Genomic DNA, 12,524 nt, shown 5'->3' on the forward strand with positions numbered 1-12,524 from the left:
GGTGGAAGGGCGGGTGGATGTGAGCGGGGGTTGGTGGAAGGGCGGGTGGATGTGAGCGGGGGTTGGTGGAAGGGCGGGTGGATGTGAGCGGGGGTTGGTGATGAGCGTGAAACATCGCGATGTGACGCTTGACACGTGTTAGGTCGAGGATTTACGCTTCCTAACACGTGTTAGGAAGGAAATCGACATGCCAGGAAGCAACGGGATGCTGCGTGAAATCTCACGCAGGACAGCCCTCGGTGCCTTGGGTGCGGGAATTGTTGGAGCAACTGTCGCGTCGTGGCCGCGGTTGACCGGCATGGATATCCCGGGCCGTGGGGACAACAGCCTCAGCATTGCCATCATGGGAACCGCCGCGGACGCTGCCGCCCGCCAGCGGGTGATTGATGCGTTCACGAGGGTCCATCCGGAAATCCCGGTCAAGGTCCAAGCCATCCAGGCGGTGGACTGGAAGGACTTCTTCACCAAGATCCTCACCATGGTGGCCGCCGGAACGCCGCCGGATGTGGTCTACGTGGCCACGGAAGGCGCGCAGCTCTTCGCCGAAAAGCTGGCCCACCCGCTCGACGACTACCTTCGCCGCGATGCCGCGGACATGAAGGAGTACTTCGCCGACGTCCACCCGAGCCTCGTGGAAGCGTTCATGTACAAAGGGAGCCTTTTCCAGCTGCCCATCGACTGGAACGCCGCCAACATGTACTACAACACCTCGGCCCTTCAGCAGGCAGGGCTCGACCGTCCGGCGGACAACTGGACCCAGGTCGATTTCCGCAATTCCCTCGCTGCCATGCGGAAAGCGCGCCCATCCGACTTCACTCCGTACTACTGGACCAACAGGCTCTTCGGCGGCGTGGTTCCATGGCTGTACGCCAACGACACGAGCTTCCTCAAGGAGACCAAGTCCACCGGCGGCGAGTGGTTCTGGGACAGCTTCTACGCGCAGGATCCGTCCCGGAAGCTGCGTTCGGGCGGGTACCAATGGCTTGAGCCGAATGCCGACGACCCCCGGGTGTACGAGACTTTCGACTACCTCCGCGGGCTCGTCAAGGATGGCTTGGGCGTCCGTCCGGAAGAAGGTGGCGGAAGCTCGCTGATCGGCCTGTTCGCTTCCAACAGGATCGGAATGACCCCGGCCGGCGGCTACTGGGTGGAAGGCCTGCACGAAGCGGGAATGGCCGAGGACGGGTTCGATGTCCAGTTCTTCCCCCGCTGGCGGACCCAACGGCACCAGTTCGGCACGGCGGGCTACGCCATCATGAAGACCGCCAAGGACAAGGACGCTGCTTGGGAGTGGGTCAAGTTCTCGTCGAGCCTGGAAGCCATGCGCTTGGTCTTCCCGACGCCGAACACCACCCCTGCCCGCCGCTCCATGGTCAACGCCGAGCTTTACGCAGGCCGGGGACCCAAGCATTGGAAAGTCTTCTACGACACGCTCGACAAATTCCCCACTACCGGTCCGATTCCCGCACCTGCCCAAGAGGCCGCCGTCGAGACCGCCCTGATGAAGAACGTATCCCTGGCCGTCAGCGGAGACGAGCGCCAACTCAAGCAAGCACTCGATTCCATGCAGCGCGACCTTGAGATCGCCTTGAGGAGGCAGTAATGAGCACGGCAACAAGGCCAACCTCCGCAACGCGCCGTGGCGGTGCCGCCGCGAATAACCACCCAAACGGAAGGCAGCGCCAGCGCTGGCTGCCTTGGGCTTTCCTGGCTCCCACGATCGTGGGCATGGGCCTGTTCACGCTGGTGCCGATCGTGGCGTCCGTGGTCCTCGCCTTCTTCCGCTGGGACATCATCTCGCCACCAAGCTTCGTCGGTTTCGACAACTTCGCCCAAGTGGCCCAGGACCCCACGGTCCGCGTTTCGTTCCTGAACACCATCGGGTTCGTAGTGGTGGCCGTAGCCTTGCAACTAGGACTGGCGCTCGCGTTGGCCATCATGGTGCAGGAGAAACTGCCGTCCTGGCTGCGCGTCTTCTTCCGGAGCGCGTTCTTCTTCCCGCTGATCCTGTCCGCCGCCTCGGTGTCCATCTTCATGCGGTACCTGTTCAACGAACAATTCGGCGTGGTCAACTGGCTCCTGTCCTTCATCGGCATCCCCGCCGTCCCGTGGCTGACGACGCCGACCGGTTCTGCCGCCGTCGTAATCCTTGTGTATGTGTGGCAGAACTTCGGGTTCTCGTTCCTGCTGTTCATCGGCGGCCTGGCGTCCATCCCGACGGAAACGTATGAGGCTGCGTCGCTCGACGGCGCCACCGGCTGGCGCAAGCACGTCCACGTGACGCTCCCGCTCCTAAGCCCAACCACCCTGGTTGCGTCGGTCATGGCCATCATCAACGCACTCCAGGTCTTCGACCAGCCCTACGTCCTGACCGGCGGCGGCCCCGGCGACTCCACACGGACCGCGGTGATGGTGATCTTCGAGTCCGCGTTCCAGCGTCTCGAGTTCGGCCAGGCCTCGGCGATCGGCGTGATCCTCACGTTGATCATCATGGCCATCACCGCCCTCCAGTTCCGGCTCAGCAAACGATTCGTCTTCTACCAGTAAGGCCCGCCATGACTACAACCTCAACCCGGCGTGTCGTCGTCGGGCAGCCCTTGCCAGACCGCACCGTGAAGCGCAAGAAGCGTAACTGGAGCATGGCCGGACGAATCGTGCTGCTGGCTATCGCGTCCGTGTTCATCCTCGGACCGGTGTTGTGGACCTTGTCCACCTCGCTCCGGCCACCCGCGGAATCATTCCAACTGCCGCCGTCGTTCCTCCCGATCAATCCCGACTTCAGCTCCTACGGACAAGTCTTCAAGCAGCTCAACATCATGTTGCTGGTGCTGAACAGCGCGCTCGTGACAGGACTGATCGCCGTCGGGCAGATGTTGACGTCGGCGCTGGCCGGCTACGCGTTCGCGAACCTGAAGTTCAGGGGCCGTGGGGCACTGTTCTCGATCGTGCTGGCCACGATGATGGTGCCTGTTCAGGTGACGATCGTTCCGGTCTTCATGCTGATCCGCGGCATGGGCCTCTCGGACACGCTGCTCGCGCTGATCCTCCCGGCGCTCCCGACGGCGTTCGGCACCTTCCTGATGCGCCAGTACTTCCTGGGGCTCCCGGCTGACCTGGGTGAAGCCGCCGCGATCGACGGCGCCTCGCCTTGGCGCACGTTCCGTTCGGTATACGCGCCCTTGGCCGTTCCCGGCATGGCGATCGTGGGAATCCTCGCGTTCAACTACCACTGGAACGAGTTCTTCAGGCCCCTCATCATGACCATCTCCGAACAAAACTTCACCCTGCCCCTTGGCCTCGTGTCCCTCCAAGGCAACCTCGGCACCGGCAGCATCTCCGTGGTGCTGGCAGGCGTGATCCTGTCCATGATTCCGGCACTGGTGGTGTTCATGTTCGGCCAGCGTGCCCTGCGCGACGGCCTCACCGCCGGCACCGGCAAGTAAGTTTCCCTACCCGAAAGGCCCCAGATGACGGACCTCATCTCCTCCACACCCTCCTTGGCCATGACAGCCATCCACCCCGATCCGGCATTCCCGCGCTTCCACCCGCGGCCTGCACAGGGCTGGATCAACGATCCCAACGGCGTCAGCTACATCAACGGCCGCTACCACGTCTTCTTCCAGTACAATCCGGAGTCCGCCCGCCATCATCGGATCCATTGGGGCCATGTCAGCTCCCCGGACCTCGTGACGTGGGATGAGCATCCGGTGGCGCTGCGTCCGCAGGACGGCGGCCCTGATGAGTACGGTTGCTGGACCGGCGTGGTGACGGACGACGGCGGTGTCCCCACCGCTGCTTACTCCGGTGTCACCTCCGGCCACGGCCACTCGCAAGTGGTGATTTCCCGCGGTTCAGCGGATTTGGTCACTTGGGAGCAGATCGGCCACGTGGCAGCGTCCATGCCGGCCGATCCGCTGGTTACCGCCGTCCGCGATCCGTTCCTTTTCCGCTTCAATGGCAAGCGCTACGCCATGCAGGGCGCCGGGCTCGCCAATGGACATGCTGCTCTCTTGCTCTACTCGGTGGAGGACATGTCCAGCTGGAAGTACGAAGGCATTTGGCTCACCACGGAAAATCCCGTGGCTGCCTCGCACACGCCGGCCGAGATCTGGGAGTGCCCGCAATTGGTCCGCGTGCCGTCCGACGGCGATGCGGAAGACGGCGGCGAAACCTGGGTCATGATGTTCTCGCTGTGGCTTTCCGGCGACGACCATGAACACGCCAACGGCGTGGGCCACCTCATCGGTTCATTGACCGAGGATCCGCAGACCGGCCTGCCGATATTCACCCCCCGGTCAGGCGGAAGCTCGGACCTCGGCAGGGACTTCTATGCTCCGCAGATCGTCCAGCTCGAATCGCCGACCGCAGGGCCGAAAGCCCTTTTGTGGGGCTGGGCCAACGAAGGTCCGGGGCGCGACGGACGCCGCGGCCGGACCCAGGAAGAGATCGACGCCGCTGGGTGGGCTGGCGTGTTGACCCACCCTCGCGTCCTGTCGGTCGAGAAGGGGGAATTGGTGGTCTCGCCCGCGCCCGAGGTTGAGGCCTATCGAGGACCTTTGCTTGCGGAGGGGGCTGCCGGCACGGTGTCTGTGCCGGCTTTCGCGGAGGCCCTGATTTCCGGTGCCTCGGGCGAAGTGCAACTGGTACTCGCCTCGGGAACGGAACGCCAAGTCGTCTTTACGGGCCAGATGTCCCGCGGCGAAGAGCTGCGCATTTTCGTCGACGCATCACTCGTCGAGGTGTATCGGACAGGATCCGTGGCCACGACGCTCCGTGCCTACCCGGCGCCCGGTGAGGAATGGATCCTTGAGCTTCCCGAAGGTGCGGCGGCCAGCGTCTGGGAACTGAGGCTCCCCGAATAGGCGGCAGGCCGGCGTCGGGCCCTCAACAAATGACCACCTATGGCGACCACTGCCGCCTCGAATTCCCGTTTTTCCGCGGATCCCGAGGCGGCAGTGCCGCGAAAATCGGTCAGTTTCAGCGGCTGGGCACGGGTCCCGTGGACTCGCGGACCACCAAGCGACAAGGAACCATGGTTTCCAGACCCGGATGGCCCTCGACGGTCGAGGATCCCGGGTTCTCGATCTGTTCCAGCAACATCGACATCGCCGCGGCTCCCATGTCCCGCAAGGGGAGGGCCATGGTGGTCAAGGCTGGAACCATGGTGGCGGCGATACGGAATTCGTCGTCGTACCCCATGATCGAGAGGTCCCGGGGCACGGACAGTCCCAGCCGCGCGGCCGCCAAGGCAACCCCGACGGCGAGGCGATCGTTCGCGCACGCGATCGCGGTCGGGCGCTCGGCCGGGGACACGCCGTCGAGCATCTTCATGGCACCGTGGAAACCGTCGTCGATGTCCCAGCCAGCCATGATGATGCGGTCTTCACGGACCGGGATCGACGCCTCGGCCAGTGCCATCCGATGGCCCTCGACGCGCAACGGCACAGCCGGGGACGTCGCCGCGCCAGCCAGGAAAGCGACCTCGCGATGCCCCAGCTGCAGCAAATGTCCAGTTGCTTCCCTGCCACCCGAGACCTCGTCCGGGATCACGTGATGCAGTTGGGGAGTGGGACTGTTGTCATAGCAATTGGCCAGGACGGACGGGACGCGGAGCATGCCGTGGGGGACGTCGAGCGGCTTCAAACCCACGGTCACGTACATGAGCCCATCGACTTGCCGGTCCAGGAGGGTTTCGACGGCGCTTTCGTCGCGGGACGCGTCGAGCTCGGTGTCCATCACCACAGTGACAAAGCCGTGGGCGCGCGCGACGTCGTCTGCCCCGCCAATGATGTTGCCGTCGAACGGGCTTACGACCACTTCGTCGGACACGATCCCGATCACCCGCGAGCGTTGGTTCCGCAAACTGAGGGCGATCGCGTTGGGGGAGTAGTTGAGGTCCGCCGCGGCTTGGCGGATGCGGTCCTGGCTTTCCTTGGCCACATTGCCGTCGCCCCGGCCGTTGAGCACCAGGGACACGGCACTCCGCGAGACACCCGCCCTTTTGGCGACGTCGAGTGCGGTGGCCTTGCGCTGCATGCGGGCTCCTTCGGCGGTTGTTCCGGTTCTGTGCTGCATTCTACCTAACGCGTGTGAGGGTCGCCCGCGCAGATCCGGGGCGCTCGGCCCCGGTGTAAAGTTGCCGCGTGCCCGGTATTGTCCCCCCACTCGATGACCTCCTCGCCAGCGCACATGTGGTGTCCCTGCCCATGCGGGTGAAATTCCGCGGCATCATGGAGCGCGAAACCCTGCTGTTCCAAGGCCCCGCCGGCTGGGGTGAATTCTGCCCCTTCCCCGAATATGGCGACTCCGAAGCGGCCCGTTGGCTTGCAGCCGCCGTCGAAGCCGCCTGGCAGGGTTTCCCCGCTCCGCTCAGGGACCTCATCCCCATCAACGCCACAGTTCCCGCCGTTCCCGCAGCCAAAGTTCCCGAGGTCCTCGAGCGCTTCGGCCGGGTGGACGCCGTCAAGGTCAAGGTTGCCGAGCGCGGACAGGAACTGGCCGACGACGTCGCGCGCGTCACCGCAGTCCGTGACGCCTTGCCGGACGCTGCAATCCGTGTGGACGCGAACGCCGGTTGGGACGTGCTGCAGGCCGTCCAGGCACTTGGCCGCCTGTCCGCCGTCGGGCTCGAATACGCCGAGCAGCCGGTGCCACAGATCGAGGGCCTCGCGGAAGTCCGCCGCCGCCTCGCGCAGCAGGGCACGCCGGTCCCCATCGCCGCCGACGAATCCGTCCGCAAGGAAGACGACCCTCTCAAGGTCGCCCGGGCTGGCGCCGCGGACCTGATCGTGGTCAAGGTGGCGCCGCTTGGGGGAGTGCGGCGCGCGCTGGACATCGTCGCCCAAGCCGGGCTTCCCGCCGTCGTGAGCTCCGCGCTCGATACCTCGGTGGGCATCCGCGCGGGCCTGGCGCTCGCGGCGTCGCTACCCGAGTTGCCGTACGCGTGCGGCTTGGGGACCGTGCGCCTGTTCGCCTCGGACATCGCGCCGGATCCGTTAGTGCCCGACGACGGCGCCATCCGCGTGCGCGAAGCCGTCGCCGACGAGGGGCTGCTGGAGCGTTATGCGGCGTCCGCTGAACGGCGCGACTGGTGGCTGGAGCGGCTCCGTCGCGTCCACGCCCTCCTGGATGCATCGACTGCTCCGTAAGTGTCGTTTTCGGGCTGGGAGCCGGCGGGGACAATAAATCAGACATTGCTGGGAAAAAGCTGGGAATTAACTCTGAATTAACCAGTGATTCCGTTGGCGCTGTCAGGGTGGGGAAATCACTCACACCCCGGAAGGTATTCCCCATGCCTGATTCATCCCGCAAGTTTGATTTGCTCCCCATGCTTGGCCATACGAAGGGCAAGCGCAGCCCCGTGACATGCGCCCTGAAGTGCGACAACGCCTGCTCGGGCGAGGTGTGCAACACCAGTTCGAACGGTTACTTCCGCGACATCGCCTCCGCGGCTGTCTCCCGCCGCACCGCCCTTGGTCTAGGCGCCGCGGGCGCGCTCGCCGTCGTACTCAGCGGCCTTGGTGCCCCGGAAAAGGCAGCGGCCGACGGCGGTCCCGGCCTCTCCGCGGCGGCGAAAGCGGGCTTCGACAAGAGCAAGCTCAAGTTTGCTCCCATCAAGCCGATGGACGCGTCGGTTGACGCGTTCACCGTGCCGGAAGGTTTTGCGTGGCGCCCGATCATCCGTTGGGGCGATCCGCTGTTCGCCGATTCGCCGGCGTTCGACCTCGGTGCGCAGACGGCGGCCGCGCAAGCCCGCCAGTTCGGCTACAACAACGACTACACGGACATCCTCCCCATTCCGGACTCCAAGGATCGCCGTGCCGTGCTCTTCACCAACCACGAGTACACCAACGAGAACATCATGTTCCCGGCCACCTTGGCCGCTGCGGAGGCTCGCGCTATCGGCCGCGCTGCTCACGGCCTCACCGTGGTTGAACTCGAGCGCAAGAACAAGAACAAGCCGTGGAACTACGTGCAGGGCGCGTCGCTCAACCGTCGTTTCCTGAGCGATACCACCTACGAACTCACCGGTCCGGCCGCCGGAACCGACCTCGTCAAGACCATCGACGACCCCTCCGGCCGGGCCATCAAGGGAACGTTGGGCAACTGCTCCGGCGGCACCACCCCGTGGGGCACCATCCTCTCCGGCGAGGAGAACTTCAACGGCTACTTCGTGGCGCCCGGAACCTCCGCCGAGGACAAGCGCTATGGCCTCACCAACAAGGCAACAGCGCGCAAATGGGAACTGGACGAGCCGCGCTTCAACACCAACAACGCCGGCTATGCCAACGAGACCAACCGCTTCGGCTGGATCGTGGAAGTAGACCCCTTCGACCCCACGTCCACACCGAAGAAGCACTCCGCGCTCGGCCGGTTCAAGCACGAGGGCGCCAACGTGATCGTCGCCGACTCGGGCCACGTGGTGGCCTACATGGGTGACGACGAACGCTTCGACTACCTCTACAAGTTCGTCTCCAAGGGCAAGTACATGCCCGGGAACTCGTCCGAAGCGCGCCGGAACAACATGGGACTCCTGGCCGAAGGCGACCTCTACGTTGCCAAGTTCACCGGCGACTCTCCCGCGGCCGAAATCGACGGCAGCGGAGCGCTTCCTTCGGATGGTGCCTTCGACGGTTCCGGCGAGTGGCTGCCTTTGGTGGTGGGCGGCGCCTCCCGTGTTCCGGGCATGTCGGTGCCTGAGGTCCTGGTCTACACCCGCCTCGCGGCGGACAGAGTGGGACCCACCAAGATGGACCGTTGCGAAGACGTCCAGCCGAGCCTCGAAACCGGCAAGGTATACGTGGTCTGCACCAACAACTCGGACCGCGGCAAGCCCGGCAAGGAAGGCGCCACCGAGGTCAACCCGCGTACCCTCAACCGCGACGGCCACATCGTGGAGATCACCGAAACGGGCGACCAGACCTCTACGCGTTTCAACTGGACGCTCCTGATGGTTTGTGGAGATCCGGCCAAGAACTCCTCCACATACTTCTCCGGCTTCCCGGCCGACAAGGTTTCGCCCATTTCCTGCCCCGACAACGTGGCCTTCGACTCCGTCGGCAACATGTGGATCGCGACCGACGGCGCGCCGTCGTCCATCGGATACGCCGACGGTTTGTTCAAGGTCACCTTGGAAGGCAGCGACCGCGGCAAGGTAGAGCAGTTCCTCGCCGTGCCGCGCGATGCCGAAACCTGTGGCCCGATTGTCCACGACGACGAGCGGACCGTGTTCGTCGCGGTCCAGCACCCGGGCGAAGAGGGTACGTTCGAGGCCCAGCACTCCTACTTCCCGGACTACGTAGGCGCCGGCTCTGTGCCTGCCAAGGGCAAGGTCCGCGCTCCCCGCCCGTCCGTGGTCCAGGTGTACCGCACGGACGCCTAGGTTTTTCCCCGACGCCGGCTCACGTTTGGCCGGGTTTTTCCGGACGCGCGCTCACGTTTGGTCGGGTTTTTCCGGACGCGCGCTCACGTTTGGTCGGGTTTTTCCGGACGCGCGCTCACTCTCTTCAAGGGAGTGAGCGCGCGTTTGGGGTTTGGGTGCCCGATCTGAGCGGGCGTCGGATGGAGCGCTAATAGACTGGTGCGGTGACTTCGCAAGGCTCCTTCAGTTCCCTCGCCGCTGCCCGGATCGCCGTCAAGGCCCTGCTCGACGGCGGTGTGCGGCACGCGGTGGTCGCTCCCGGTTCGCGCTCGGCACCCATGGCCTACGCGCTGGCTGAGGCAGAGGCGGCCGGGAGAGTCCGCATCCTCGTAAGGATCGACGAACGTTCGGCGGGTTTCACGGCCCTCGGCCTCGCACTCTCCACGGGCGCTCCCGTCGCCGTCCTCACTACCTCGGGCACCGCCGTCGGGAACCTTCTCCCGGCTGTCATGGAAGCCAACCACGCCGCCGTGCCGCTCGTGGTCCTCTCGGCCGACCGGCCCGCCGAACTCCTCGGAACCGGCGCCAACCAGACCACCATCCAACTGGACATTTTCGGCGAACACGTGCGCTTCGCCGTCGACGTCGCTGCAGGCGCGGACCCGCAGCGGGCCGTCGAGACCGCCATCTACGCGGCAACGGGTGCGCTCGAGGGCACCCCGCCGGGCCCGGTGCAGCTCAACCTCGCCTTCCGGGACCCGCTCGTACCGGAACGCGGCGAATCGCTGCCCGCCACGCAGGGGCACGGCATCTTCCATTACGACGCCGGCCCGCAACCAATGAGCATGTCCCCTGCTCCGGCCGGGTTGCCCGAGCGGCGCACAGTTGTTCTGGCAGGGCACGACGCCGGTCCGGTCGCCGAAGCGTTCGCGCGGGCGCACGGCCTTCCGCTCCTTGCGGAACCATCGTCCAATGCGCGTTTCGGACCGAACGCCGTGGGTCCGTACCGGCAGATGCTGGAACATTTCGGGCCGGATTCCGCGCTCCCGATTGAACGGGTGGTGGTCTTCGGCCGACCGACACTTTCCCGGCCAGTCGCAGCATTGCTTGCCCGCGAAGACGTTCCCGCCGCCATCTATGAGCCGGTTCCCGTGGCCTGGTACGAGCACGGCCGGCGTCGCGAGCAACGCTTTGAATCCCTGGCTGACCTGGCCGAATTCTCCGGTCGCGGCCCGTCCGAATGGCTCGACGCCTGGCTTTTGGCCGGAGCTGCCGCGCAGCGCGCACTCGATCTTGTCCTCGAATCCTCGCCCGAAGCAAACGGCCCGGCGGTCGGTGCAACGGTCTGGACGCACGCCCGCGGTCAGTTGGTGCTGGGCTCCTCCAACGGCATCCGCGACGTCGACCTCGCCAGCGCACCTGCCCCGGAACCGCTCGCCACCGTGTACGCGAACCGAGGCCTCGCCGGCATCGACGGCACCATCTCGACGGCCACAGGCATCGCCCTCGGCGCGGGCCGCGAAACCACGCTCCTCGTGGGCGACGTCACCTTCCTGCACGACGCCGGCGGCCTCCTCCTCGGTGCCGGCGAACCAGGCCCGGACCTCCGAATCGTCGTGCTCAACGATGCGGGCGGCGGGATCTTCGGCCTCCTCGAGCACGGCAAGGTGGAGGACGACGGCGGGTACGGCACCGCCGTCGAACGCCTCTTCGGCACCCCGCACAGTGTTGACATTTCCGCGCTGGCCGCGGCGTACGGCGTCGGGCACGTTTCAGTGCGTACGACGGCGGAACTCGCCGCTGCGCTCGCCTCGCCGTTGAAGGGCCGCAGCATCGTGGAAGTGCGCACGGACCGGGCAGGATTGCGTCCCTTGCACGCACGCATCAAGGCAGCCGTGGCGTCGGCGGTGTCGCAGGTGCTCGTCGGGGCGTAGGTTCTGGCGCTGCGGGGAATGCCTGGCGCTCCGGGGTATGCTTGGCGCTTCCGAAAATACTTGGCGCACACGGAATTCCGGTAGCGCTCGGTTGAACGCGGGTCGCTGAGCACTAAACGCGTCGTCAGATTCCCCGAACTTTCCACATAGAGCAGGCCAGCACTGCCCCCACACTGATCCTCATGCCAGTTTCTTAAGCATGGCCGATCTATCCAGACTCATCCTCACCCGAGACCATCCCTTCCACGGGCTGACCCCCAAGGAACTCGCCCGGAGGGCCAAGTCAGGCGCATTGCATCGGGTCCGTCAAGGGGTGTACATCGACGGCGCAACCTGGGCAGCACTGAAGCCGTGGGAACAATACCGGGTCAAAGTGGGCGCCGCTGCGGAGGTAGCCACCGGCAGGACCATATTCGGCAGGCATTCAGCGGCGTCGGTATGGGGAATTCCGTTTGTCGGAGCCCATCACCCTGTGGAGGCGCTGACACTGCAGAACGACGGCGGCCGGTCGCGTCCGGGGATATCCCGCCACTATGCAGATCCGGATGGCCTCAAGATATACCGACGCGAGGGCCTCCTGGTGACAAGCCGGATTCGCACTGTCCTGGATCTGGCTGCGTTTACGCCATTCATCGAGGCCATCGTTCCACTGGATCACGTGTTGAAACCGGACAAGAAACGCAATTTCCTTCCGATCACGAAGGAGACGCTTCTGGAATGTATCGGTGACAACTACACGGCGGCTGCCATCCGCCGGATACGCGTTGCCGTGGATTTCGCAGATCCTCTATCCGGGTCTCCGGGGGAGTCGTACAGCCGTGCTTTGATCCGTGCCGCAGGATTCGAGGCTCCGGTTCTCCAGCAGGAATTCCGTGACGGCGGGGGCCGTATCGGCTACTCGGACTTCTATTGGAAGGGCGCGAAAGTAGTAGGCGAATTCGATGGGATCGAGAAATACTTGAAGCCGGAGTTCCTGAAGGGCCGCACGGCTGCCCAAGCGGTGATCGATGAGAAGATTCGCGAGGACCGGATCCGTGCCACAGGGTGCGGTGTGGTCCGTTGGGTATGGCCGGAACTCATGGCTCCGGGGTTTCTTGAGCGGAGACTGGCCGAAATAGGCGTGCCACGGCGACGCCCGCGTTCAAGCTCATGACACAGTAATTACCCCATGACACAGTTTTTGCCCGATGACGCGACGATGCCCTGGCGCTACCGGAATTCCAGTAGCG

9 protein-coding genes are annotated in these 12,524 nt (G+C 65.1%); 8 read left to right on the forward strand and 1 reads right to left on the reverse strand.

Annotation, left to right across the window (positions count from 1 at the left end; genetic code table 11):
- Positions 1 to 187: 187 nt before the first annotated feature.
- From E1809_RS13250 to E1809_RS13265, 4 genes are read left to right on the forward strand one after another with little or no spacing between them, the layout of a single operon-like run.
- Positions 188 to 1,603 carry an extracellular solute-binding protein gene (locus E1809_RS13250; RefSeq protein ID WP_133204699.1) on the forward strand — a complete coding sequence of 472 codons (1,416 nt, stop codon included), beginning with the start codon at positions 188 to 190 and terminating at the stop codon, positions 1,601 to 1,603.
- Complete coding sequence (locus E1809_RS13255) at positions 1,603 to 2,547, forward strand: carbohydrate ABC transporter permease (protein WP_133204700.1); 945 nt, start codon at positions 1,603 to 1,605, stop codon at positions 2,545 to 2,547. Before E1809_RS13250 ends, E1809_RS13255 begins: the two co-directional genes overlap by 1 nt.
- A gap of 8 nt (positions 2,548 to 2,555) precedes the next feature.
- Positions 2,556 to 3,443: a carbohydrate ABC transporter permease gene (locus E1809_RS13260; RefSeq protein WP_133204701.1), complete on the forward strand. Its 888-nt coding sequence runs from the start codon at positions 2,556 to 2,558 to the stop codon at positions 3,441 to 3,443.
- 24 nt (positions 3,444 to 3,467) lie between these two features.
- Positions 3,468 to 4,862: a glycoside hydrolase family 32 protein gene (locus E1809_RS13265; RefSeq protein WP_133204702.1), complete on the forward strand. Its 1,395-nt coding sequence runs from the start codon at positions 3,468 to 3,470 to the stop codon at positions 4,860 to 4,862.
- Positions 4,863 to 4,977: 115 nt separating this feature from the next.
- Here E1809_RS13265 and E1809_RS13270 read toward each other — a convergent pair whose 3' ends face one another.
- Complete coding sequence (locus E1809_RS13270; protein ID WP_133204703.1) at positions 4,978 to 6,036, reverse strand: LacI family DNA-binding transcriptional regulator; 1,059 nt, start codon at positions 6,034 to 6,036, stop codon at positions 4,978 to 4,980.
- Positions 6,037 to 6,143: 107 nt separating this feature from the next.
- Here E1809_RS13270 and E1809_RS13275 point away from each other — a divergent pair, with 107 nt between their 5' ends.
- The 4 genes from E1809_RS13275 to E1809_RS13290 all read left to right on the forward strand — a co-directional run bounded on the left by E1809_RS13275 (position 6,144) and on the right by E1809_RS13290 (position 12,448).
- Positions 6,144 to 7,148, forward strand: coding sequence for an o-succinylbenzoate synthase (locus E1809_RS13275; protein WP_133204704.1), 1,005 nt, complete (start codon positions 6,144 to 6,146; stop codon positions 7,146 to 7,148).
- A 143-nt stretch (positions 7,149 to 7,291) separates the two neighbouring features.
- Positions 7,292 to 9,382 (forward strand): PhoX family protein, encoded by a 2,091-nt coding sequence (locus E1809_RS13280; protein ID WP_133204705.1) that lies wholly within the window; start codon positions 7,292 to 7,294, stop codon positions 9,380 to 9,382.
- Between the two features lie 203 nt (positions 9,383 to 9,585).
- Positions 9,586 to 11,295: a 2-succinyl-5-enolpyruvyl-6-hydroxy-3-cyclohexene-1-carboxylic-acid synthase gene (menD, locus tag E1809_RS13285; RefSeq protein WP_133204706.1), complete on the forward strand. Its 1,710-nt coding sequence runs from the start codon at positions 9,586 to 9,588 to the stop codon at positions 11,293 to 11,295.
- A gap of 199 nt (positions 11,296 to 11,494) precedes the next feature.
- Positions 11,495 to 12,448, forward strand: a complete 954-nt coding sequence (locus E1809_RS13290) for a hypothetical protein (protein ID WP_133204707.1) — start codon at positions 11,495 to 11,497, stop codon at positions 12,446 to 12,448.
- Positions 12,449 to 12,524 lie beyond the last annotated feature (76 nt).

It is taken from the genome of Arthrobacter terricola, from assembly GCF_004354015.1.
Classification (GTDB): Bacteria; Actinomycetota; Actinomycetes; order Actinomycetales; family Micrococcaceae; genus Arthrobacter; species Arthrobacter terricola.